The sequence below is a fragment of the Paenibacillus sp. G2S3 genome, from assembly GCF_030123105.1.
Classification (GTDB): domain Bacteria; phylum Bacillota; class Bacilli; order Paenibacillales; family Paenibacillaceae; genus Paenibacillus_AQ.
This window is the reverse complement of sequence record NZ_CP126095.1, coordinates 4,905,874-4,929,095: the sequence shown is the minus strand read 5'-3', so window position 1 is coordinate 4,929,095 and position 23,222 is coordinate 4,905,874. Positions and strand designations below refer to the sequence as shown.

The following is a 23,222-nucleotide window of genomic DNA, read 5'->3' as shown; positions in this document are numbered from 1 at the left end:
GCCATAGCTCATTGGTGTAACGGTATAATTGGTCGGATGTGCTATATTAATTTTAATAATTTTTTATACGAGGAGATTAATATATGAGCACTCAAACCGAACCTAAAAAGCGGACTGTTACTCCATTTCGATATGATATTGTTGGCAGCTTCCTGCGCCCTCAAGCGTTAAAAGAGGCTAGATTGAAATTCAAAAACAACGAAATTACTGCTAAGCAGTTGAAGGAAGTAGAGAACGACGAGATCGTGAAGCTCGTACAAAAACAAAAAGAGGTAGGTCTTCAAGCGGTAACCGACGGCGAATTCCGCCGCTCTTGGTGGCATCTCGACTTCTTCTGGGGCTTTGACGGTGTAGAGCGGACCATTATTGATCAAGGCTACCAATTTAATGGCGCGGAGTCGAGACCAGAAACTGCCCGACTGACCGGAAAAATAAGCTACAGCAGCCACCCTTTTGTATCACATTATGAATTTTTAAAAGGCGCTGCTGGTGAGGACATTGTTGCGCGTCAATCGATTCCTGCGGCTGCGCAATTCCTGTTTGAGCTGGATCGGGCAGAAAATAAGGAAAGCACGAATGAATTATACCCGAATCGTGCTGAGCTAATTTCGGATATTGCCAAAGCATACAAAGCCTCAATTCTTGCCTTTTATGCAGCGGGCTGCCGCAGCATTCAAATCGACGATTGCACGTGGGGAGCGCTGTGCGACGAACAGTTTATAGCATTTATGGATCAGGTAGGTGTGAATGTAGCTGAATATGCGAACGAGCTTGCAAAATTGAACGAGGAAGTGGTATCCGGTCTGCCGGAAGATCTCGTTGTAACGACACATGTATGCCGAGGCAATTATGTTTCTACTTATGCTGGAGTAGGTGGAGGTTATGAGCCTATCGCGCAAACACTTCTGAACATTAATAACTACTCAGGTTACTACCTGGAGTTTGATACAGAACGTGCAGGCGATTTCAAGCCGTTGCGCTTCTTGAAAGACAATCAGCAGGTTGTGCTTGGCCTGTTCTCTTCCAAATTTGGTGAGCTGGAGAGCAAGGAAGATATTCTGAAGCGTATTGAGGAAGCGAAGCAATATGTCGATCTAAACCGGATATGCCTGAGCCCACAATGCGGCTTCGCTTCGACGGAAGAAGGCAACCACCTAACAGAAGAGCAGCAATGGCGTAAGCTTGCTTATATTAAAGAGATTGCTGAAGAGATCTGGAATTAACTCTAATTAAAAAGTAGACAGAGACAATACACCTTTAACCATTCGGATGTTTATCCGTACGGTTAAAGGTGTATTTTGATTTAAAGAGTGTACATGGATTTACTTGGCGTGCTGTCACTATACCAGTGGATTGAGAGTAATTAGGGAAAAGCTCCCTAATAAAAGCCGATAATTGCTTTAAATGAATGGAATCAGGGAATTCCTCCCTAAAAAACAGAGTGAAATCAAGTTTTACCGTCAAATCAGTCGAATTTCAGGGAGGAATTCCCTAATTATTAGTCTGATGACCAGAATCCTCTGATAATAAGGGAGGAATTCCCTAATTATCTCCAGAGCGAGCATACGATTGAGCTTTACGGAGCAGAGAGACAGAGAATTAATTTGGAATTATTAACTCGCGCCACTTGCTGAGTTGCCCACGATTGTGGTTGCAATGGCAGAAAATTGTGAGTGTTCAGTAAGTAGAGGAAGCTTGGAATGCTCCTTCTCACCTTGGAGAACGGGTTGTTTTTGTGCCACCCTCAGCATAAAAGAAATCACCCCCGTTTATAAACGGGGGTGATTTAGTCTAAGAGGTATGAGGTGCCACTTATTAATTGTCTTTAGCATGTCTTTCGCCAACCTGAAATTCATCGGCATGTTCAAACATGTATTTCACGGTTAGTGGCTCTTGCCCCGTCAAATTTTTAAAGTCGTCTGTAAAAATATCCATTTTCCCTTCCCGGATAGCCTGTCCAAAAGTAACCATGCCTTCGGATGAAAAGGGCGCTTCGGAACCTTCTTTAAATGCACCGTCGGTAGTTCTAGGCACACCCATGGCTTCAAATACGGCATAATTCTCTTCATCCGTGTTTTCTTTGTAGGTGATATGATTACCGGTTACTTCATTCCCGATCTTAATGAAGTCGGTAATCGTCATTAATTCTTGTCCATTGATATCAAGGATCGCTTCATGATAATTATTAGAGGCTAGGGCATGAGCAACGGCTTTTGCGCAATCCTTCCGCGAGATATAAGCCATCTTACCGTCACCCTGATTGTTTGTTAATACCCCGTCACCCTTCACATAAGTGAAGTAGTTGGTAATCATCGCTTCCGCGTATTGGGAATTACGAAGGAAAATATAATCTAAACCCACGCTTTGAACATAACGTTCAGTATAAATATGATCAATTTTCTCAACGCTTGGATTGGTTTCATCAGCCGCGTTTACTAGAGAAGTATAAATGATCTGTTTGACTCCGGCTTCTTTGGCAGCATCGACCACATTTCTGTGTGCATTTTGGCGTTTCTCCCCAACAAAAGGCATGGAGATCAGAGCAAGTTTATCAGCATGAGCAAAAGCTTCGGCAAGGCCGTCCTTATTATTAAAGTTGGTCACATGTGTTTCAATCCCTTGTTCCGCATATTCCTTCAAACAGGCTGGATCGTAGGCGCAAAAAATAAGTTGGTCTTTATCTACCAGTTCCAACAAATATTCCGCTGCTTGTTTCCCTAGATTTCCATCGACACCTGTCAACAATAATTTACCCATGATCATCGTCACTCCTTGTGGATATGATTTATATCCTTATAGTATGTGAAAAAATGAACATAGTCTAACACATAAAACTTATGGTCGATTGCTAAAACCAATTTGGATTTGCTGAAGGAAGGAGGGCAGGGCAGGGTTTGTATTGTTTTTAAGATACCCTGCTTCGATTGCAAAGGTATGATGTGAATCATCTAATGGAATTAACCGGACTTTATCTTGAAGATAGGCGAGCTGATAGTTATCCGGAAAAAAACCGATTAAATTCTCCGTGATGATATAAAACAACTCTGTCTCCACATCGTCCGCGGTTCGAAGAATGTTCGGCTGATACCCGTCTTCAATTGCATGCTGGATCATCAGATGATAGGAGCTTCCAATAACCGTTGGATTCAACATGACAAGTGCATGTTCGTATAACTCCTCTTTAGTGATCGATTCATGATGGAAAAGGGGATGGTGATGACTCACAGCCGCGCAATACCGCCCCTTATATAAGGGATAGGTTACAATGTCCTCTTTTCCATGAAACTCGGAGTCAAAGGCAATCGCTACGTCATAAATTCCTTTTTGTAAGTATTCCGCAATATCCTTCAGCAATACTTTATTCAGTTCAAGCTTAATATTCGGATGATGATCCTGGAACGAGGGAATCAATGTCAACAAGCTTTGGATATCTGTCATCGCCGCATATTCGATACTCAGGGATTGCGTATTATACTTTTGGAAATTCTCCATACTTATCTTCATATGATTGTATTGCTTCCAGAGGATGAGGGCTTCGCCATAAAAAAGCCATCCGGCTTTGGTTGGTTCGATAGGGATCTGCTTTCTGTCAATCAATTGAATGTTGAATTCCTCTTCAAGCGCGGCGATTTGTTGACTAATGGTGGTCTGCGATACATAGTTCTTTTTAGCTGTTTCGGTAAAATTTCTGCATTCAACGAGATCAATAAAATATTTAATCCTTCTTATGTTCATAGGATCCTCCGCTTACCGCTGTTTGCTTTATTATACCCCAGATAGCAAGAAGAGAGCCTCATTTACGAGACTCCCTGTTTGTACTAATCTTATTTTGTATAGTTATCGAAATAACCTTGAATATAAATCATCGGTGTTCCTTTATCGCCACTACCAGAAGTCAAATCAGATAATGAACCAATCAGGTCCGTTAATCTACGAGGAGTAGTCCCTTGTGCTTCCATCGCACCAACCAGGTCATCATTTTTATTCTGGATGTATTTAGAAATGGCTTGTTTCAGCTCTTCACCACGAAGATGAGAGAAGTTGTTATCGGCCAAATATTTCAATTTCACTTCATTTGGTGTTCCATCAAGTCCTGCAGTGTAAGCAGGGGATACAACTGGATCTGCCAGTTCCCATATTTTACCGACTGGATCTTTGAATGCTCCATCGCCATAAACCATAACTTCTACAGTTTTACCTGTAATCTCTTTGATTTTAGCTTGGATTCCATCTACGATAGGTTGGCAGTTGTTTGGAAATAGCTTTACACTTTCTTCTGTTGCTTTATTGGATCCAAGCAGACCATAAGCTTCGTTAAAGCCACTGCCATCGATGGATTGTGTAAGAATATCATCCAGGCCAAATACTTTTTCAGCACCGTTGTTTGTGAGAATGCGTTTGGTTCTGAAGCGAGTGTGAATATCGCAAGTTAATACATTTTTTGTATAGTTTAAAATGGTTTTTGGGTTGTTGGAGAAGATGACTTCGCAAGCCACACCTTCAGCTTCAATCAAACCTTTATAATATTCGATATAGTCAACACCTGTGAATGGGTGCTTAATATAGCCGAAAAGCTCACGGAATTGAGCCTCTGTTAACACATCCGTCCATGGATTAACGCCCTTAGCATCTAATTCGTCGATGTCTACAAGATGGTTGCCCACTTCATCAGCTGGATAGCTTAGCATTAAGACTACTTTTTTTGCTCCTTTGGCAATTCCACGTAAGCAGTTAGCAAATCGGTTACGGCTAAGGATAGGGAAAATAACACCCACAGTTTCTTCACCGAATTTTGCCTTTATATCAGCAGCAATATTATCAATTGTCGCATAGTTTCCTTGTGCCCGAGCCACAATGGATTCCGTTACGGTTACAATATCACGATCCTCGATCGTGAAACCTTCGACTGTTGCTGCATTCAATACCGTTTGCACTACGATTTCTTCAATGTTATCCCCATTGTTAATGATAGGCCCGCGGAGTCCACGTACTACTGTTCCAACTACTCTTTCCAATATGATCTCTCCTCTTATAAGAGTATACTCTATATATAAGTAATGGTTATAAACCCTATATTACTATACCCTTTTAGAGCGATATAAGTAAAATTAATGTTTATAATATCTAATATAAAAATGGTTTATAGATATAGAAGCTTTTAGAGGTTTTTTGCATTGTCGTTAGAGATAGAAAATCAATTTCTCGGGGAGGGAGAGCCGTATGAACAAAATGGACCGTTTGTTAGCTATAGTGCTTGAATTGCAGCGTAATAAAGTGTTGCGAGCGGAGGATTTGGCGGCTACGTTTGAAACGAGCGTGAGAACTATTTATCGGGATATTCAGGCACTTAGTGAAGCGGGCGTATCCATAATAGGAGCGCCAGGGCAGGGCTACTCCTTGATTGAGGGCTATTTCCTGCCACCCGTTAGTTTCACGCTGGACGAAGCAGTGACATTGCTTATCGGGACTGACTTTATCGAGCAGTGGTTTGATGCCCACTATGGCAATAAGGCTAGAAGTTCTAAAGCGAAAATAGAAGCTATCCTGCCAGAAGCCATCCGCAGTGAAGCATCACAGATCCGCAAAAGTTTTCGTTTATTTGCATCCGCAGCAGATATAGCACCAATACAAGAAAAGGCATGTCTGGAAGCCATTCGTCGAGCGATATTGGAGGAAAGGAAAATAAGATTTCGTTATTCCAAAAGAATCGCCGAAGCCGATGGGAACCGTCAAAGTATTCGTACGGTTGCTCCTTACGGACTTGTGCTTCATCAAGGATCATGGGTACTCGTCGCCTGGTGTGAATTGCGTCAAGACATCCGTCATTTCCGGTTATCCCGAATGAGGGAGCTTATTGATCTGGAAGATAAATTTATACGGCCAGCGGATTTTCAATTGGAGGTATACCAACCTCCTGATGATCGCAACTTTCATGTGCTTATCTTAGTCCATTCTGACATAGCTGATAAGGTAAGGGAATCGAACAATTTCTATATGGAAACTATAGAGGATCATGCGGAAGGCTTACTGGTTACTTTTCGAGTTCGAGAGCCAGCGGAATTGCTGCAATGGGTGCTGGGCTGGGGAGGCGGCATGGTTGTGCTAGAGCCGGAATCTTTTCGCCATCAAGTTAGAAACGAACTAGAAATAATGTTAAAACGCTACTGACATAACGCTGTCAGTAGCGTTTTTGTATACTTGGATAATCAATGACTACAGGAGCTGATATATAATGATTACAACTAAAGAAGCCTTACAACGTTTTGAAGAAACTGCGACATACTATATTCATGAATTAGAGCGATTCAATCTGGAGCAGCTGAAGCAAAAGCCGAGTGAAAACGAGTGGTCCATCGGACAGATGGTTCAACATCTCATTAACTCGGCACTGTATATGCAGCTTCGTAATATTGATCAATGTCTAGTGCCCAACCAAGATCCCTTAGCATCTTATGTAGGGAAAACCGAGGATGGTGCGGCTATATTTGCACAAGGAAGCTTTCCACCCATTCGTATTCAGGTTCCGCCTTCCGCCCAATATACACCGGAGCAGCCGGAGAGCAAAGAACAATTAATTCAAGGGTTACATTCAGTTATCCAGAGAATGAGGGAGATCCAACCGTCCCTTGAAAAAGCGTCCAAACAAAACACCGTATCTCACCCGCGATTTGGTGGACTATGTGCGGAGGAATGGTTCCTACTTATTGAAATGCACTATCGTCATCATCTTCTGCAGCTGGAGCGATTAAACAAAGAATTGTTTCGGAAAGTGATGTAATACCAAAAAAGAGGCCTTTGCTGATCTACAGCAAAGGCCTTTCGTCGTAAAAGAAAGGATCTTAAGTTCCTGAACCAAGCGTCGCTTGAACATAATCTTTATATTCACTCGGATTAACTCCAAAATGCTTCTTGAAAAGTCTGGTGAAATAAAATTGATCATGTATACCGATTTGAGTAGAAATCTCTTTGACATAAGGGTTGCCCTTTAGAATTAACTCTGCAGCTTTCTCCATTTTTACGGTGTTAATGTAATGGATGATACTTTGGCCGACTTCTTCTTTAAAGATTCTGGATAGATAGTTCTCACTTAAGTTGACCTGCTTGGCAATCAGAGATAAGGTCAGCTTTTTCTGATAATTTGCATTGATATAATCAATCGTTTGTTTAACATCCCTATTATGGGTAGTCACAATCTGTTGTTTTTGATGTGAGAATAATTGAAACAAAAGCTCCATCTGCGTTAGAATCTCGGCACTTCGTTTACTATTTGCTATATTCTCAATAGTTGTTTTCAAAAGCTTTGGATCTTCAACGATAATATGAGCATCGCATAATGGAAGATAGTGCAGACAATTAACGATGAATGTTTTGGCTTCAGCGGGCTTTAATTGTTTAGATCTGCAGGTCTCAAGAAAATTTTGAGTGGCTTGATTAACGGCTTCAACGCCGGAACGTTTCCAGGCCTGTATTAAATTCTTAGAGAACTCATGAACGTTTTCGAAATCGAGCGTATCATTTAAATGGACAATCTCGGGATCAATAATCGTTATTTCGTTGTAAAATTGGATTTCCAAGGATTCTTTACATCGCTCTAGCATTACTTTCGCCTCAGCATATCCTCTAATGGGCTGGGAATAAACAATGGTAGGAGTAATGGAAATATACATTTTGATCAACTGAATGACTCTATGAATGAAGTCGGTACGGATAATTTGCTGATTGTCTAAGGTATCAGTGGAGATAAGCAGCAACAATGCATTCGACTCAAGCTGAATAATCTCGAATTGATCTACGGTTTCCAGGATATCTAAGATGATGTTTTCAATGAAGGATACCGAAAGTTGGTTTTTCCGTTCGCTAGGGCTGGCGCTATTTTGCTCAAAGGTGATGTAGAACAAGTAGCAGCTGTTTTCACTAAAAGAGAATGTTATAGAATTTTGCTGCTCAAGCTGGTTCATATCATAATATGGATCAGTAAAATAATCTTTTAAAATCGCATTCTTTACACTCTTTAAATTATGTTGCAATAGCTGAGATTGTGTCTCCAGCTGCTGTCTGGACTGAAGCTGTTCTTGGATTAGCTGCGTGGATTTCTCCAGCAACTGGATGAGGTCCGCAGTCTTCATACTAATCTTAAGCATATAATCTACTGCGCCAAGAACTAATGCTTCACGAACCAACTCATACTCCCCGTGGTTACTTGCCACTAGAATTTTTCCTGCAAACCCTCTGTTATTCAGTTCTTTTATCAGCTGCAAGCCATCCATATTAGGCATTTTGAGATCTGTAATGATGATATGGGGATTAAACTTCTCAACAAGGGTTAAAGCTTCAACTCCGTCAGAGGCTGTAGCACAGATCATATACCCAAGCTCTTCCCATGGAATCATGGTTCTGAGCGCGACTTTTACAATAGGTTCATCATCCACCAGCATTACATTATACATTGGATACACTAGTATCACCCCTTATCTTCTTCGTAGGTTTGTTTGGGGATAATCAGGCGGCAACAGGTTCCTTGACCCACCAAGCTTGTGATGAATAGTCCGTAGCTCTCACCATATTGAAGCTTAATGCGATCGGCTACATTAGAAATTCCGATACCGGACAGCGTATCAGCCTTTTCCGATTTTTTCGTGTCAAAGCCTTTTCCGTTATCAATGATTTCTATAACAAGTGTGTATTCATTTTTTGCGTAAGCCTTAATGCGGATAAGAACTTTTCCTCCAATATCCGTAACCCCATGGATGATAGCGTTCTCAGCGATCGGCTGCAGAATAAGTTTAGGGATCAGACTATGTAATACCGATTCATCTAGATCATATTCAACGTCAAATCGATCAGCATAACGTATTTTTTGAATAGCAAAGTAATTGTCCAGATTATTAAGCTCTTGCTTGATAGTTATTTCCTCATCTTGATCGATGATGGTACTGCGCAGTAATTCTGCGAGAGAGGAGATACCATCACTTAGCACCGGAACCTGGTTAATCATTGCGAGCCATCGCAAGGAATTTAGAGTGTTGAATAAAAAATGAGGGTTAATCTGTGATTGTAGCATTTGTAATTCAAGCGAACGCTGCCTCTTTTGATCCTTCTGTTGATCCTCTATCAGTTGCTCAATCCGGCTGACCATGCTATTAATCCTATTAGCCAGAACACCCATCTCATCGTTGCTGTGATCTTCTATACGATTGGATAAATTGCCATAAAAAATTTGATTACAGAAGACAATAATTTGTTTGATAGGCTTTAGGATACTTTTATACAAGACGATGATAATTAGGATACAAAGGATTACAATGATGCTGACGACGATAAGGAGTCCAGTGGTGATTTTACTTGTCTCAGAATTAATATAAGAGAAAGGAACCGTAGAAATCATATACCAGCCTAATTGATTATTATTGATATAGGAGATCTGATGCATTTTGCCATTGACTAAGCCTTGAAAGGAATGGTTCTTCTGAGCCTCTTGTTCCTTGATTTGCTTCAACAGTTGACCTTTATCATAGGCTTCTCCAAGTGTTGTACCCTTTAGGTTGGAGGACATCACTATTCCTTCTCTATTCATGATAAGCAGATTAGAACCTGTTCCTAAGTCCACACTGGAAAGAATGACTTTTGAGAATAACTCCCCGCCGATAAAAACAAACACATAACCTAATGGAACGCCAATGTCATCTTGATCAAAAATTTTACGCCCCAGGACAATCGTATGGGAAGCACGATAGCTTTTTACATAATTAAGACTGTCATAAGGGGCATTCAGATCTACCTGTTTCATGATTTCCCCATACTTTGGATTGGGAATGCCATCATAGCCTAATTCATAAATAGGTTCGTTCTTGGAATCTATGATCCGAACGTTCTGAACATATCCCGGATAAATGGTTCTGTACACATTATCCATAGCGTGGTTAATGGTAGCATTGCTAGGAGCGGGTTCATTAGGTGCTGCCGTTAAACGCTCCTGAATAATAGGATTGGTAGAAACAGATCCGGCAAGATATTGATAGTTATTAAGCTCGCTTAACATCGTTCGATTGAGCAGTGTCAAAGCCTGAAAGGTAGATTTGCTTAATTTATTGTGAATGGATTTGGAGTAGATAGTATAGGAATAGAAACCTATAAAGATGATGGGAATCACGGAAACGATTAAGAAGATAACGGTTAAGCGATTTTGAATTTTAATTTTTCGTATGATTTGTGGGGGACTAGGAAAATACCGCTTCCCTTTGTTATGACTCAGGTGGATGACCTCCCATTCGATATCCTTTACTTACAAGTTAACATAAAAAGAAGAATGGAATATATATGCACGGGCGAAAAGCAAGAATAATCTATGGAATCGTTAGTATTATCCATTCCTTTGACCGCTAAGTTTACAAGTCATGTGATTCTGATGAATAAGCATATCTGAAACCTGAATGATAGATGGATAAAATAATACATAGGTACGTTTGTATTGTAAATGTAAATAAAACGTAAACACTTCTATACTTAAGTCATCAGATAAAGCGTTTTCAATATTTAATCTGTGGTTGGGTCATTAGCAAGAACATCTTAAGGAGGGCGTTTATGAGAAAGACGATGAGTACGTTATTAGCAGTTACGCTGCTGGGTGTGGGGTTGATTGGCTGTGGGAATAGCACGAATACACCTGCTGCCTCAAAGGATTCTAATTCTACAAAAGCTACGAGTACAGCGGAAGCGACAAGTACAACGAACGCCGAGAATACTTCTAAAGAGGATGTTAAGAAGGATTTTGATAACAAGGAACTGAGTATTGCTGTCTTCCAAGGTGGATATGGCGCCGATTATTGGAATGAAATTGTTAGTAAATTCGAGAGTACTTATCCAGGGGTAAAAGTGAATATGACGATCAACCCTAAGGTTGGTGAAGTGATCAGACCACAGATTGTTGCCGGTAATCCTCCTGACTTCCTATCCGTTACGGATACAGAGCAAAGTGGGATTATGCTTTCCCTCATTAAAGAAAAAGGACTTCTAGACATCACTGATGTATTCGAAAGCAAGGCCTTAGATAAAGATGAGACGCTTAAGGATATGATTCTTCCAGGGATGCTGGACAGCACAAGATTCCAGCCGTATCAAGACGGGAAGATCTATCTGGCACCTTTTAACGCTGGACCGATGGGCTTGATTTACAACAAAACTTTGTTCGCGGAAAAAGGCTGGAGTGTTCCTGAGACTTGGGACGAGTTCTTTGCTTTAGGGGATGAGCTGAAAAAAGAAGAAAACTTCTTAGTCAATGCAGATGGGACGAAAACGAAAAGAGCGTTGTTCACTTACCAAGGCATCTATCCGGACTACTTGGAAGAAATTCTGTATCCTGCCATTGCTAGTGCGGGTGGTAAAGAAACATTAGATAAAGTCTTTGCTTATGAGGAAGGTTCATTTAAGAACGACACGATCAAAAAAGTATTGGATATATTCTACAAAATATCTAAAGACGGATATCTGATGGATGGCACGGTCGCCTTGAACCATACCCAATCGCAGACCGATATGATGATGGGGAAAGCGTTGTTTATTGTAAACGGCAACTGGATGGAAAATGAAATGAAGGATTCACCAAGAGAAAATGGCTTTGAATTTGGGATGACAACCGTCCCTGTATTTAATAAAGGAGATCAGAAGTACGTGCTTTCCAGCTATGAGCAATTCTCCATTCCAGCAAAAGCTAAAAATCCAGAGCTGGCTAAAGAATTCTTAAAGTTCCTGTATACGGATGAGTCCGTTAAATTATTCGCGGAAAAAGCTAATGGTGCGTACGCACTTAATGGTGCGAAGGAGCTGTCGAAGCCATACTTGACCAAAGGTGTATATGACATGTTTGAGGCTTACAATGGTTCCATTTCAATTTTGCAAGGCTGGCAATCCTTACCGAAGGGCTCCAAAGTTAGTGTAGTCACTGAAATGTTCAAAAATACGATGACGCCAGTCATGACAGGTCAAATGACCACTGACCAATGGATGGATAATGTTGAAAAAGCTTTTGCACAGATTCGTAAAGAGAAAGCAGCTAGTAAATAATTTATAGCATCTCATGCCAATGCATCCTGTTAAGAATGGATAAGGACATCAATGAACAGGATGCATTTTGCATGAAGAGGAGTGAGAAAGATGTCTGAGATGCAACTAACGGAAGTAGCTCCTAGAAACAGAAAATTAAAGACTAAGCCAACGAAAACTAAAAATCCGAAGCTATTCATAGCCGTTTGTACCATTCCTGCGCTCCTGTTGACTCTCGTATTTATGATCATTCCAACCTTTCGGGCATTCTTTATGTCTTTTACGGATGCAACCGGGATGAGTGATGAGAACAAGTTTATCTTTCTGGATAACTATAAATATATGTTCCAAGATGAGATGTTCCTCAAAGCGCTTAGTAATACGTTCAAGCTGATGCTGGTCGTGCCAGTGGTTACCTTAGCCTTTGGCTTAGTGCTTGCTTTTCTATTGACGCAGACGAAGCTGAAAGAGAGAGGCTTTTACCGGACGGTATTCTTTTTCCCCAGCATTATCTCTTTGACGGTAGTCGGGATCATATGGTCCTTTGTGTTTCATCCGAACATGGGGATCTTGAACAATATTCTCTCAAGTATTGGGCTGGATCAACTGACTATGACTTGGCTTGGGGATAGCCGAACTGCATTATGGTGCGTAGCGGTCACACTGATCTGGCAGGCGGTTGGTTACTATATGGTGATGTATATCGCTGCAATAGATGGGATTTCCGCGGATGTGTTCGAGTCGGCGACCATTGATGGTGCGGGGTATTTCCGGAAGCTTGTCAGCATTACGATCCCACTGTTAAAAGAAATCATTGGAATAACCTTCGTGCTGTCCCTGGCGGGTACGATCAATTTAAGCTTTATCGTCGTAACAATCATGACCGGCGGTGGACCGGCAGGTGGTACTACTGTATTACTCCATTACATGTACACTCAAGGGTTCCAAAATGCGAACTTTGGTTATGCCATGGCTATCGCAATCTTTACGCTTGCATTTGCCTTTGTCCTTTCTTTTCTGTCTAGACTACTTACAAATCGAGCAGAAGGGTAGGGGAGAAGGGTGAATAGTAATCAACAGAGTCTTTTGAAAATGAACATTATCAATTGGATCACTCGGCTGTTTCTGATTGTAGCTACTATTGTTTTGTTATATCCGTTTGTATGGAATCTTTTAGCCTCATTTAAGAGCAACACGGAATTTCTAACCGATCCTTTCTCCTTTCCACAAGCCTTACACTTGGATAACTATGTACGTGCTTTTCAGAAATCCAAGATGGGGAGTTATTTCCTGAACTCTATCTTTCTAGTGGTGCTTTCCACTGCGATTCTAGTTATTTTTGTGGTCCCTATAGCTTATGTATTAACGAGATTTAAGTTTTGGGGTTCTAAAATGATTCTTAATATTTATATGGCCTGTATCTTTCTCCAAGCTTCTTATATCATGGTTCCTTTATTTATTCAGGTGAATTCTTTCGGAATGCTGGACAATCGCGGGATGCTCGGTTTGATCTATGCTGTCCTTCAGTTTCCTTTTGCGATTTTTGTGTTAAGCGGATTTCTAAGATCTGTCCCTAGAGATTATGAAGAGGCCGCCAAGATTGACGGTTGCGGGAATACAGGGGTACTCGTCAGAATCATTGCGCCACTAGCTAAGCCGGGAATTGTAACGGTCTGTATGCTGGCAGCGATGGGCTTTTGGAATGAGTATCCACTGGCATTAGTTCTAATTCAAACGGATAGCAAAAAAACATTACCGGTGGGTTTAGCCAATCTGTTTGAGGTTCAAAGGTATGCTACAGATTGGAGCGCACTATTTGCCGCATTGATCTTGGTACTCATTCCAACGATTCTCCTATATGTGGTAGGACAAAAACAATTGCTCCAAGGAATAAGCGCTGGTGGAATTAAGGGCTGAACTACAAAGTCATGGAGGGAATTTGTGTGGACAAAGGAAGATTTACACTACCTGGTGAAACAGGAATGGAAGAGGTCATAGCCGATCTTGTAGAGAGATGGGGCGTAGATGCTGTACGTGACAGTGATGGTACGAGTCTATCGCAGGACATTCTTGATATGGGTCTGCAAATCTATTCAACGCTTTGTCTGGTACGTGAGGACAACGAGTGGGCAAAGCAGCATCCACAGTATAGACAGCAGATTTATCTGATGTCTGCTCCATTGATTGTGACATCGAAGGTGAAGACCATCGATATTATGGCAGATTTTTTTGCCGATCAATTTGTTCCTAACACAGATGTGGATATTAAAAAGTATTGGCAGGTTGTAAACCGGACCACAGGAGAAATAGTACCTTTGGCACATTGGAGTTATGCAGAGGGGATCGTCACGCTTGAGCAGGCGGAACAGTTTCACAAATATACCGTCAGTTTCTTGGCCTATCAGATTTGGGAACCGGTCTCTATGTACAATCACATCACGAATAACTGGACGGAAGAGCATCGCTTACCACTGGATGTTCGTTATCCCGAGGCGCAAGAGCATGTATTGAAGGTGCTGAAAGATTGGCTAGCAAAGCATCCGAAGACTGATATCGTTCGTTTTACTACCTTCTTTTATAATTTCGACTTGATTTTTAATAAGGAAGGTAAGGAGAAGCAAGTGAATTGGTTTGGCTATCTAAGCTGCGTAAGTCCATTAGCATTAGATCAGTTTGAGCAAGCTTATGGATATCGTCTGACTGCGGAAGATTTTGTGGATCAAGGACGATATAACACACCGTTTATGAATCCGACGCCAAGGTATTTGGACTGGATGGAATTTAATCAGAAATTCATTGCAGGCTATGCCAAACAATGTGTGGATATGGTGCATGATTTCGGTAAGAAAGCCATTATGTTCTTTGGGGATCACTGGGCAGGGACAGAGCCTTATGGTAAATATTTTTCCGAGATTGGGCTAGATGCAGTGGTCGGGGCTGCCGGAGATGGGGTTACGACCCGTATGATCGCGGATATTCCGATTAAGGATACCGAAGCCCGGTTCTACCCGTACTTCTTCCCAGATGTATTCTTTGAAGGTGGAGATCCTGTTGGAGAGTCCATGCCGATCTGGATAAAATGTCGCCGGGCACTTATGCGTAAATCGGTTGGAAGAATGGGGTATGGTGGATATCTAAGTCTGGCGTACCAATTCCCTAATTTTATTGATCATGTGACGGAGATTGCGACTCAGTTTAAAGGAATTCATGCAAATGCTGAAGGGACTCTGCCGTATAAGGCATCGTTTAAAGTGGCGATTCTTAATACTTGGGGCTACATTCGCAGCTGGCAGACGCACCAAGTGGCTCACTCTTTATGGAATCAAAGATGTTATTCCTACATAGGGGCACTGGAGTCACTCGCAGGATTGCCTTTCGACATTGAATTTATAAGCTTTGATGATATTAGACAACACGGGATTGATCCTACTATCGGTGTGATTATTAACGCGGGTGATGTTCATACTTCTTGGAGTGGCGGAGATCATTGGGGCGATCCAAAAGTGGTTTCTAGCATTCGTGAATGGGTGCATCAAGGCGGCGGCTTTATTGGAATTGGTGATCCAACGGCTTATGAGCATCAAGGGGTTCTCTTTCAACTAGCAGATATTTTAGGTGTTCAAAAGGAAATGGGTTTTACAGCAAGCGTTAATAAGCCTAAGGTAACGCCAGTAAAGGAGCATTTCATTACGGAAGATCTGGAAGGCGACATTGATTATGGTGAAGGGATGACCATGATTTATCAAGCGGAGATTGGAGCACAAGTCTTGGATGTGCACGACAATAGCTGCAATCTTGCCGTGAATTCATTTGGGCAGGGGCGAGGCGTTTATATTGCAGGACTGCCGTATAGTATCCAGAATACTAGATTACTGAGCCGGGCGATCTATTGGGCTGCACATCAAGAGGAACAATTGTATTCTTGGTTCTCATTGAATCCGAATGTGGAGTGTCATGCTTACCCTGAAACTGGCCGATATTGTGCTATAAATAACACAGCGGAGACCCAAAAGACGACGATCCTGATGGAGAATGATTTGAGAATAGAGCTGGAATTGAACGGGATGGAAAGTGTGTGGATGGACATGAATATGTAACTTCACTTTAAGACATACATTTAAGGAGTCAGTCGTAACTACGGAGAATATTTGGACTTCCGGCCGCTGTTGTCTCAAACTTTCCTGAATTGTACCGCTTCGATAGAGTAATTGGGGAATTTCTCCCTGAAATTCCGGGATTTTTGGTCATTAGACTAATAATCAGGGAAAACCTCCCTAAAGTTTAGCTGATTCGATAGCAATTAAAGGAATCCCCCTTATTATTAGGGAGGAATTCCCTGATTTCGTTCGTTTAGAGCGAATTTTGATTATTTTCAGGGAGTTTTTCCCTAATTAGTTTTAGAACCGCCCCCTTCTTCCATTTTTCAGGGAAGGGGGCTTTTGCTTTTTAATCATAAGCATGAATCCATCAACCGCAATGTTTTTGGCGAGTTCTTCTTACTTGGATTGAGATGTTCTGGGGTTTCCGTATCTAGAGAATCCGAGACAACTTGCGATACGCCCGCGGAGAAATCCCCTCATTCGCCGTGAACACTCTACTGAAATAATGGATATCGGGATAGCCGACCTGATCGCCCACCCTCTCAATCGGCCAATCCGTTTCTCGCAGTAGCTTACGCGCTTCCCTATGCCGGATCGAGCGGAGGTATTCTCCAGGGGGCATACCCGCTACTTCACGAAAGAGCTTGGCAAAATGGTCCTCATGCATATTCATGACTGCGGCCATGGATTTATTGGTCCAGCGCTCTGCTGACCGCTCTTCTATCTCATCTATTAATGCCCTGATCCGCTCGGTGTGAACTGAAGATTTAGCTGCATCTCGGGAGTTTTGCGTTCGAAGCAACGAAGTCAGAATACCAAGTAGTAGCCCTCGACAGACCCACTCATAGCCGACAGGCCGCATGGTGAATTCATGAACGAGTTGTTCCATGGCATGAACACATTCGGGTGGCGGGGAGTAGATCGGTTCTTGTGATAATGGCATGAAAGGAGCGGTTACGGCTTCAAAGGCAAATTTATCGTGCATGACTTCATCCTCATTAACTACCATATCTTCATCATGTGTAATGATTGACTCCCCAAAGAAATCAAAATGGATTCCAATAAGCTTAGTATCTGAATCTGACAGGATAGCATTCTGATGATATACCCCAGATGAGAGGAAAATTAGCTGCCCAGCGTTCAGTATATATTCCTCCGTATCCATCTTTGTTAATAATTTGCCCTGGCGAACATATAGTAGCTCGAAGTCATATAGTCTTCTTCTTGGGAAGGTACAAGGGGGAAGTGTCTGCAATTGTGCATAGTGAATTCCGGGTGACCAATCACGAGAGGGTACCTGCTTTCTCAGTGGGTAAGAGGGATCTTTGTCAGACATGTCACTGCCTCCTGAATGTTTAATAGAATAGACCGGAATAATGCAAAAAGTCTCTTCTTCGCCTAAATAAATCGAATTTTAAATCTAGTATAATATAAATAATTAAGGGATACAAAGTGTATCTAAGTCTAGAAAGTGGAAAACGGAAAAGAACAAATAGGAGGAGGATTCAAATGAAAAAGGGAATAAACATCTGGTCGTTTCGCGAAGGAACTGAAATTAAAGAATGCGTACGCCTAGCCAAAGCGGCTGGATTTGAGGGGATCGAGCTGTCATTAAATGAGTCAGGTGAACTTGGTCTGCAAACCACTGAGAAAGAGGCACGTATCCTTCGGGATTCTATTAATGAAACAGGTCTTGAGATCGCTGGTCTGGCAACAGGTCTGTATTGGTCTTATGCAATGACTAGTGAATCTGAAGCTAATCGAACTAAGGCAATCGACGTATGCAAAAAGCAACTGGAGCTGGCAGCTGCGCTTGGTGTAGATACGATTCTTGTCATTCCTGGCGCTGTTGGTGTGGATTTCATCGAGGGCTGTGAGGTTGTTGATTATGAAAAAGCTTATGATAGAGCGCTGGAAGCGATTAGTCATTTAGCCAAGGATGCTGAGCAAGCAGGCGTTTCTATTGGTCTTGAAAATGTGTGGAATAAATTCCTGTTGTCTCCGCTCGAATTACGTACTTTTATTGATACCGTCGGTTCCAGTTATGTAGGTTCCTATCTTGATGTTGGGAATATCGTGCATTCCGGTTATCCAGAGCAGTGGATACGGATTCTAGGCCATAGAATTAAAAAGGTGCATTTCAAGGATTACCGTCGGACGGCTGGTGGGCTTCACGGATTTGTTGATCTGCTCGCTGGGGATGTGGATTATCCAGCAGTCATGAAAGCGCTTGAAGACATTGGATACGACAATTATGTTACCGGTGAAATGATACCGTCATACAAACATTATACGGAGCAGATTATTTTTAATACTTCCGCAGCTATGGATGCCATTCTCGGACGTACCACTTTCAAAGCTTAAAGTAAGGGGGAATGCGATGCTCAGTCTATAGCAATCATTGAGGCTGAGATACAATCCGCTGGTCTGGAAGGTGCTTGGATAGAGCTTGTTTAATTATTAATCATTTAGCTGGGGAGGCTTCACTATGTTGAAAATAGGTTTGATTGGCTTTGGTTTTATGGGCCGGATGCATTTTGATAATTATGTTCGCTTAACGGAAGAGGGGCATCCCATCGCCCTTAAAGCCATCTGTGACTTGCGAATTGAGGAATTGAAGGACGGTAAAGCGGACGGCAATATGAGTACCGCTCAAGAAGTGTATGATTTAACAGCTTACAGTCTCTATGATGATCTGGAGAAAATGATAGCGAATGAGGAACTGGATATGATCGATATTGCAGTTCCTACTTATCTGCATGCTGAAATGGCTTGTTCGCTGCTGGAACGAGGATATCATGTCTTCTGTGAGAAGCCGATGGCTAGAACTTCAGTAGAAGCGCAGAAAATGGTAGAAACCGCGGAACGCAGTGGAAAGAAGCTAATGATCGGACAGTGTCTTCGTTTTTGGCCGGGGTATGAGTATTTGAAAGAAGTAGTGGAAACTGAGCAATTTGGTAAAGTGATGGAAGGGTATTTCTACCGTGGATCAGGGGCTCCTAAAGATTGGTTTCTGGATGAGAAGCTAAGCGGTGGATGCATTGTGGATATGCATATTCACGATACGGATATGATTAACTATCTGTTCGGCAGACCGGATAAAGTATCGACTTTGGGACGGAACGTTCTGCCGGGAAGCGGATATGATATAGCTTCTACACACTATTTTTATAAGGATGCCAAGGTGATCAATGCTCAGGTGGACTGGACACTGGAGGGCGATTTCGGTTTTTACATGGGCTATCGGGTGAATTTCGAGCGAGGAAATGTTGTATTTGATGGTAGTGAAGTCAAGGTGAATCCCAATGATGGAGCAGGCTTTACGGTGGAGCTATCCCCGGATGCGGGTTACTACAGAGAGCTGGTTTATTTCCTGGATGCGATTGTTCAAGATAAGCCTATTGTCATTTGTACGCCGGAGAGTGCAGCAGAATCTTTGGAAATCATAGAGGCGGAAGTACAGTCAGCGAATGCTGAAGGAGAATGGATTGTACTTAACTAGTAGGATATAGAGGATGCAAAGGCGTGACTGGAGGATAGATCATTGTGATGATTCCTCCAGTCACGTCTTTTTGTTGTGCATTTTAGCCTATCCTTTATTGCGCTGGAATTTTGTATTGTCCCTAGCATAGTGCGATACGGAGCCATCATATCTTCTTAGGCGTACCTGTTCATCAGAGAACTGTTCAACGATTCCTGAGGCTACCTCAGAATACATTCCATCAGGGTCAAGCTGTAGGGCAGTGATATAAGTTTGGGATAAAGCAGCTATAAAAAAATCAATATTTTTATTAAGTGTATGTGGCATGGTATTCCCTCCGGTGATATCTTCAACATGTATGAATATAAATAATCCTAAGGAACTATTTTACCACGATTTTCGGATGATTTTGAGGAGGAATTACTTGATTTTGCTCAAAAATATGCGAAATTTGGTTGTAATTGTATTAAAATCCGAAGATCATACGAGGGCAGGTAGCGAAGTTGTTTCGCTGTCTGTCTTTTTTTTACTTTCTGGTTTGAAAAGAATCCTGCGGACGGATATGATTTGTGTAGTGAAAGGATGATCGCCAAATGACAGAACAGCTACAAAGAGCCAAGGAGTTATACACACGATTTCTGGGTCATTTTTTAAATATGCACAAGGCAGGTTTGCTTAAAGAGTATAAGAGTTTTGAAATTCCTAGAGAACAAGAGATAGAATGGCTCAATGAAATGGCCTCGGAGCACGCCGAGCAGTTGTCGATCCGAGATTGGGGTGCAATTACTGCATTAGATGCCTTAGCGAGAATTTATCAAGATAGCTGGATTGTGGAGAAAGTGTCCTCTTTTGCCTCGCGTAATATGATGAGTGCGGATAGTCTGGTTAGATTGATCTACGCAGAGAAACTGGTTGGAATTATTGGCTCTCATAAACAAGTGATTCCAAAAGAACTGTTATTTGAGGCCTGTAAAGTTGCTGTGCAAATTCTCGAAAATGTAATCTCTCAGCCGCTGGTCATTGACCCTGGACATGAGCTTAAGGAGCTTGGCCTAAAAGATAAGAGAGCTTTGAATAGTCGTGCAGAGCAAAGCTTAGAACAGGTGAAGGTGCTAATTAATTAACCATTGGAGGGGAAATATGAGATTACTCGTAGCGCAACCTAATCACGAACCCCATTTGGAGCAGTTGCTCGAAGAAATGAGCAGACAGGATTCTTTTGACGCGGTGTTGTATCCAGAAGGTTATGTAGCAGATGAAGCCAGTGTAAAGACCTTATGTGAAGTCGCCAAAACATATAAAAAGCTGATCATTACAGGATATAGAAACAGCAATAACAAGGATAGAGCGCTAATGGTTGATTCTTCTGGGGACATCATTTTGGAACGAGCCAAATCGCCGATGGATGAACAGCTGTATCGCCCGTCAGTTGCGGAAGCGGATGGCCTCAGTATTGGTTATTTGCTGTGCGTTGAGCTGCTGCAGGGGTATGTTGGTTTGGAAGGACAGGCTGAGTCGTTAGATTTCATTGCGCATCCGATTGGGGTGGGCATGTTCAGCGAAAACCAGCTTGCATTATGGATCGAGGAAGCCACTAGGATCGCCGTGAAATATAACACGATGATTATTGGGACAAGCCATGCTGACGGATCTTACCGAAACTGTGAAATCTCGATTCCCATCTCATATTGGATCGACTCTACCGGACAACCTATTTATATTTCGCGTAATGATACGAGAAGTCGCATTATTAATCTCGAGACTAGGCAGGTTGATATTCTAGATTAGGGAGTGGCTGAAGTTGACATACTGTTGTCAAATTGGGTGTGCTACGATTTCATAACAGATTAACTCTGATGATCTATAGAAGAAAATGAGGGATACACAATGGCTGAACCTTTAAAAGCGATGTATAATGAACAATTTTTGCATAATTTCGGCGAAAAGATTCGCATTGTACATAGTGTTTTCGACACGGATGCATTTGTAATTTCGGCTATGACAGAGCCCTGGGATTCGCTTGAACTGAAGGCGAGGATGCGGCGGATTACGGAGACATTGGGAAGTCATTTACAGCTTCCTTATGAGGAAGCGCTGGCGATTTTGTTCGCCATTACTGAGGATTGTGTGGGATTTCCATACTTGATCTTTCCAGATTTTGTTGAGGTATTTGGTCAAGGGGCTGAGCATTGGGAGTTGTCTATGCAGGCGCTGGAAAGGTTCACACCGAAATCATCAGCAGAGTTTGCGGTTAGACCGTTTCTCTTGCGTGAACCGGAGCGGATGATGGCGCAAATGCTAGTATGGTCGAAGCACCCCGATGAGCATGTGCGACGATTAGCAAGTGAGGGTTGTCGCCCTCGTCTACCATGGGGACAGGCGCTCCCAATGTTTAAGGTAGATCCAGCCCCTGTGTTACCTGTACTTGAGCAACTGAAGAAGGATTCCTCCTTATATGTGCGCAAAAGCGTGGCTAACAATCTGAACGATATTGCGAAGGATCACCCCGAGGTGGTACTTGAGACAGCTCGCCGCTGGATAGGTACAGATCCCCTTACAGACTGGATTGTGCGGCATGGTTGTCGTTCATTAATCCGTAAAGCTAATCCGGAGATTATGGCTTTATTCGGTTATGCGGAGCAAGCAGACGAAGCAACACCGCTAATAACGAGTGCCTCCATCGGGATTGATCCTTCTATCCTGCGGATTGGCGAAAGCTCTGAATTACAATACGAACTTCAAGTTTGTGAAGGAACTCCTGCCCGTGTTCGAATAGAATATGGAATCTATTTCGTGAAGGCTTCAGGTCGAACCTCTCGTAAATCTTTTTTACTATCGGATAAAACAGTACCTGGGGGTACAGTTCTGTCGGGCAAACGGACGCATCGCTGGGCGGATTTAACCACTCGTCGTCATTATCCCGGGGAACATCGGATTGTGTTGTTGGTTAACGGGCGGGAAGTTGCAGATACGTTGTTGAAACTTGAGGGGGTCAGTAAATGAAAAAAGAAGTATTGATTTTTATTTCTAATGGATACGCGGATTGGGAAGCTGGGTATATAAGTGCTGAACTAAACAAGCCAGAAAGTGAATACAAAGTTAGGACAGTTTCTTTAAATAATGACAATGTACAATCTATGGGCGGATTTACTGTTATTCCAGACTATACTATAGACAGTTTACCCGCCCAGTTTGAAATGTTAATTTTAATTGGGGGTACAGGCTGGAAAGATAATTCAGCAATTACTCCAGTGATTGAAAGATGTATACAGAATGGAACTCCTATAGCCGCTATATGTGACGCATCAACCTTTTTAGCAGAACATGGCTATTTAGATGAGATTCCTCACACTGGAAATTCATTAGATTACTTAAAAGAGTTCGCTCCTAATTATAAAGGACACGCAAATTTTTTAGAAAAACAGACCGTTTCGAGTGACGATATCATTACTGCTAATGGCACAGCTTCATTGGAATTTACAAGGGAAGTTTTGAAGAAGTTAAAGGTTATACCATTAGAACAAATCGATGGATGGTATAACTTTTTCAAAAATGGATTTTATCAAGAATAATGAAGTCATGAAAAAAGGTGTTCTCAGGTC

At 42.1% G+C, this 23,222-nt stretch carries 21 protein-coding genes; 13 read left to right on the top strand and 8 right to left on the bottom strand.

The features are described 5' to 3' along the window. Nucleotides 1–83 precede the first annotated feature (83 nt). Nucleotides 84–1,223 carry a 5-methyltetrahydropteroyltriglutamate--homocysteine S-methyltransferase gene (locus QNH28_RS21725; RefSeq protein WP_283908507.1) on the top strand — a complete coding sequence of 380 codons (1,140 nt, stop codon included), beginning with the start codon at nucleotides 84–86 and terminating at the stop codon, nucleotides 1,221–1,223. Nucleotides 1,224–1,613: 390 nt separating this feature from the next. Here the strand turns inward: QNH28_RS21725 and QNH28_RS21720 are convergent, their stop codons facing one another. The 4 genes from QNH28_RS21720 to QNH28_RS21705 form a co-directional block, all read right to left on the bottom strand. Then, nucleotides 1,614–1,742, bottom strand: a complete 129-nt coding sequence (locus QNH28_RS21720; RefSeq protein WP_283908506.1) for a hypothetical protein — start codon at nucleotides 1,740–1,742, stop codon at nucleotides 1,614–1,616. Between the two features lie 73 nt (nucleotides 1,743–1,815). Next, complete coding sequence (locus QNH28_RS21715) at nucleotides 1,816–2,757, bottom strand: NAD(P)H-binding protein (RefSeq protein WP_283908505.1); 942 nt, start codon at nucleotides 2,755–2,757, stop codon at nucleotides 1,816–1,818. A gap of 78 nt (nucleotides 2,758–2,835) precedes the next feature. Beyond that, nucleotides 2,836–3,735, bottom strand: coding sequence for a LysR family transcriptional regulator (locus QNH28_RS21710; protein ID WP_283908504.1), 900 nt, complete (start codon nucleotides 3,733–3,735; stop codon nucleotides 2,836–2,838). Between the two features lie 89 nt (nucleotides 3,736–3,824). Next, nucleotides 3,825–5,015 (bottom strand): coenzyme F420-0:L-glutamate ligase, encoded by a 1,191-nt coding sequence (locus QNH28_RS21705; RefSeq protein ID WP_283908503.1) that lies wholly within the window; start codon nucleotides 5,013–5,015, stop codon nucleotides 3,825–3,827. 205 nt (nucleotides 5,016–5,220) lie between these two features. Here QNH28_RS21705 and QNH28_RS21700 point away from each other — a divergent pair, with 205 nt between their 5' ends. Together QNH28_RS21700 and QNH28_RS21695 are read left to right on the top strand one after the other, a co-directional pair. Further along, complete coding sequence (locus QNH28_RS21700; protein WP_283908502.1) at nucleotides 5,221–6,168, top strand: helix-turn-helix transcriptional regulator; 948 nt, start codon at nucleotides 5,221–5,223, stop codon at nucleotides 6,166–6,168. A gap of 67 nt (nucleotides 6,169–6,235) precedes the next feature. Further along, nucleotides 6,236–6,778: a DinB family protein gene (locus QNH28_RS21695; protein WP_283912226.1), complete on the top strand. Its 543-nt coding sequence runs from the start codon at nucleotides 6,236–6,238 to the stop codon at nucleotides 6,776–6,778. 61 nt (nucleotides 6,779–6,839) lie between these two features. Here the strand turns inward: QNH28_RS21695 and QNH28_RS21690 are convergent, their stop codons facing one another. Both QNH28_RS21690 and QNH28_RS21685 read right to left on the bottom strand, forming a co-directional pair. Then, the gene (locus QNH28_RS21690) at nucleotides 6,840–8,447 is read right to left on the bottom strand and encodes a response regulator transcription factor (RefSeq protein WP_283912225.1); all 1,608 of its coding nucleotides are present in this window, start codon (nucleotides 8,445–8,447) and stop codon (nucleotides 6,840–6,842) included. Nucleotides 8,448–8,461: 14 nt separating this feature from the next. Then, complete coding sequence (locus tag QNH28_RS21685) at nucleotides 8,462–10,150, bottom strand: sensor histidine kinase (protein WP_283908501.1); 1,689 nt, start codon at nucleotides 10,148–10,150, stop codon at nucleotides 8,462–8,464. Between the two features lie 431 nt (nucleotides 10,151–10,581). Here QNH28_RS21685 and QNH28_RS21680 point away from each other — a divergent pair, with 431 nt between their 5' ends. From QNH28_RS21680 to gnpA, 4 genes are all read left to right on the top strand, one after another. Continuing rightward, the gene (locus QNH28_RS21680) at nucleotides 10,582–12,060 is read left to right on the top strand and encodes a carbohydrate ABC transporter substrate-binding protein (protein ID WP_283908500.1); all 1,479 of its coding nucleotides are present in this window, start codon (nucleotides 10,582–10,584) and stop codon (nucleotides 12,058–12,060) included. Between the two features lie 90 nt (nucleotides 12,061–12,150). Continuing rightward, nucleotides 12,151–13,092: a carbohydrate ABC transporter permease gene (locus tag QNH28_RS21675; RefSeq protein WP_283908499.1), complete on the top strand. Its 942-nt coding sequence runs from the start codon at nucleotides 12,151–12,153 to the stop codon at nucleotides 13,090–13,092. A gap of 39 nt (nucleotides 13,093–13,131) precedes the next feature. Beyond that, the gene (locus tag QNH28_RS21670; protein ID WP_149647056.1) at nucleotides 13,132–13,956 is read left to right on the top strand and encodes a carbohydrate ABC transporter permease; all 825 of its coding nucleotides are present in this window, start codon (nucleotides 13,132–13,134) and stop codon (nucleotides 13,954–13,956) included. A 26-nt stretch (nucleotides 13,957–13,982) separates the two neighbouring features. Continuing rightward, nucleotides 13,983–16,136, top strand: coding sequence for a 1,3-beta-galactosyl-N-acetylhexosamine phosphorylase (gene gnpA, locus QNH28_RS21665; protein WP_283908498.1), 2,154 nt, complete (start codon nucleotides 13,983–13,985; stop codon nucleotides 16,134–16,136). Between the two features lie 433 nt (nucleotides 16,137–16,569). Here gnpA and QNH28_RS21660 read toward each other — a convergent pair whose 3' ends face one another. Further along, nucleotides 16,570–17,475, bottom strand: a complete 906-nt coding sequence (locus QNH28_RS21660; RefSeq protein ID WP_283908497.1) for a helix-turn-helix transcriptional regulator — start codon at nucleotides 17,473–17,475, stop codon at nucleotides 16,570–16,572. A 173-nt stretch (nucleotides 17,476–17,648) separates the two neighbouring features. Here QNH28_RS21660 and QNH28_RS21655 point away from each other — a divergent pair, with 173 nt between their 5' ends. Together QNH28_RS21655 and QNH28_RS21650 are read left to right on the top strand one after the other, a co-directional pair. Next, nucleotides 17,649–18,503: a sugar phosphate isomerase/epimerase family protein gene (locus tag QNH28_RS21655; protein ID WP_283908496.1), complete on the top strand. Its 855-nt coding sequence runs from the start codon at nucleotides 17,649–17,651 to the stop codon at nucleotides 18,501–18,503. A 124-nt stretch (nucleotides 18,504–18,627) separates the two neighbouring features. Then, a complete protein-coding gene (locus QNH28_RS21650) occupies nucleotides 18,628–19,641 on the top strand; it encodes a Gfo/Idh/MocA family protein (RefSeq protein WP_283908495.1) in 1,014 nt (337 codons plus the stop codon). Nucleotides 19,642–19,728: 87 nt separating this feature from the next. On the opposite strand, the gene QNH28_RS21645 is transcribed toward QNH28_RS21650, so the two are convergent. Beyond that, nucleotides 19,729–19,947 (bottom strand): hypothetical protein, encoded by a 219-nt coding sequence (locus QNH28_RS21645; RefSeq protein WP_283908494.1) that lies wholly within the window; start codon nucleotides 19,945–19,947, stop codon nucleotides 19,729–19,731. Between the two features lie 266 nt (nucleotides 19,948–20,213). Here QNH28_RS21645 and QNH28_RS21640 point away from each other — a divergent pair, with 266 nt between their 5' ends. The 4 genes from QNH28_RS21640 to QNH28_RS21625 all read left to right on the top strand — a co-directional run bounded on the left by QNH28_RS21640 (nucleotide 20,214) and on the right by QNH28_RS21625 (nucleotide 23,192). After that, entirely contained in the window at nucleotides 20,214–20,744 is a 531-nt protein-coding gene (locus QNH28_RS21640) for a hypothetical protein (protein ID WP_283908493.1), read from the top strand. Between the two features lie 16 nt (nucleotides 20,745–20,760). Then, the gene (locus QNH28_RS21635) at nucleotides 20,761–21,408 is read left to right on the top strand and encodes a hypothetical protein (protein WP_283908492.1); all 648 of its coding nucleotides are present in this window, start codon (nucleotides 20,761–20,763) and stop codon (nucleotides 21,406–21,408) included. 99 nt (nucleotides 21,409–21,507) lie between these two features. Continuing rightward, on the top strand, nucleotides 21,508–22,623 hold the full coding sequence (locus tag QNH28_RS21630; protein ID WP_283908491.1) for a DNA alkylation repair protein: 1,116 nt from the start codon (nucleotides 21,508–21,510) through the stop codon (nucleotides 22,621–22,623). Continuing rightward, a complete protein-coding gene (locus QNH28_RS21625) occupies nucleotides 22,620–23,192 on the top strand; it encodes a type 1 glutamine amidotransferase family protein (RefSeq protein ID WP_283908490.1) in 573 nt (190 codons plus the stop codon). The genes QNH28_RS21630 and QNH28_RS21625 overlap by 4 nt, the downstream gene beginning before the upstream one ends. Nucleotides 23,193–23,222: the final 30 nt, after the last annotated feature.

What these genes read in the sequence shown, in the direction of transcription:
- QNH28_RS21725 (WP_283908507.1), top strand. Translation starts at nt 84, where the DNA reads ATGAGCACTCAAACCGAACCTAAAAAGCGGACTGTTACTCCATTTCGA.
- QNH28_RS21715 (WP_283908505.1), bottom strand. Translation starts at nt 2,757, where the DNA reads ATGGGTAAATTATTGTTGACAGGTGTCGATGGAAATCTAGGGAAACAA.
- QNH28_RS21710 (WP_283908504.1), bottom strand. Translation starts at nt 3,735, where the DNA reads ATGAACATAAGAAGGATTAAATATTTTATTGATCTCGTTGAATGCAGA.
- QNH28_RS21700 (WP_283908502.1), top strand. Translation starts at nt 5,221, where the DNA reads ATGAACAAAATGGACCGTTTGTTAGCTATAGTGCTTGAATTGCAGCGT.
- QNH28_RS21690 (WP_283912225.1), bottom strand. Translation starts at nt 8,447, where the DNA reads ATGTATAATGTAATGCTGGTGGATGATGAACCTATTGTAAAAGTCGCG.
- QNH28_RS21680 (WP_283908500.1), top strand. Translation starts at nt 10,582, where the DNA reads ATGAGAAAGACGATGAGTACGTTATTAGCAGTTACGCTGCTGGGTGTG.
- QNH28_RS21675 (WP_283908499.1), top strand. Translation starts at nt 12,151, where the DNA reads ATGTCTGAGATGCAACTAACGGAAGTAGCTCCTAGAAACAGAAAATTA.
- QNH28_RS21670 (WP_149647056.1), top strand. Translation starts at nt 13,132, where the DNA reads ATGAACATTATCAATTGGATCACTCGGCTGTTTCTGATTGTAGCTACT.
- QNH28_RS21660 (WP_283908497.1), bottom strand. Translation starts at nt 17,475, where the DNA reads ATGTCTGACAAAGATCCCTCTTACCCACTGAGAAAGCAGGTACCCTCT.
- QNH28_RS21655 (WP_283908496.1), top strand. Translation starts at nt 17,649, where the DNA reads ATGAAAAAGGGAATAAACATCTGGTCGTTTCGCGAAGGAACTGAAATT.
- QNH28_RS21650 (WP_283908495.1), top strand. Translation starts at nt 18,628, where the DNA reads ATGTTGAAAATAGGTTTGATTGGCTTTGGTTTTATGGGCCGGATGCAT.
- QNH28_RS21645 (WP_283908494.1), bottom strand. Translation starts at nt 19,947, where the DNA reads ATGCCACATACACTTAATAAAAATATTGATTTTTTTATAGCTGCTTTA.
- QNH28_RS21640 (WP_283908493.1), top strand. Translation starts at nt 20,214, where the DNA reads ATGACAGAACAGCTACAAAGAGCCAAGGAGTTATACACACGATTTCTG.
- QNH28_RS21635 (WP_283908492.1), top strand. Translation starts at nt 20,761, where the DNA reads ATGAGATTACTCGTAGCGCAACCTAATCACGAACCCCATTTGGAGCAG.
- QNH28_RS21630 (WP_283908491.1), top strand. Translation starts at nt 21,508, where the DNA reads ATGGCTGAACCTTTAAAAGCGATGTATAATGAACAATTTTTGCATAAT.
- QNH28_RS21625 (WP_283908490.1), top strand. Translation starts at nt 22,620, where the DNA reads ATGAAAAAAGAAGTATTGATTTTTATTTCTAATGGATACGCGGATTGG.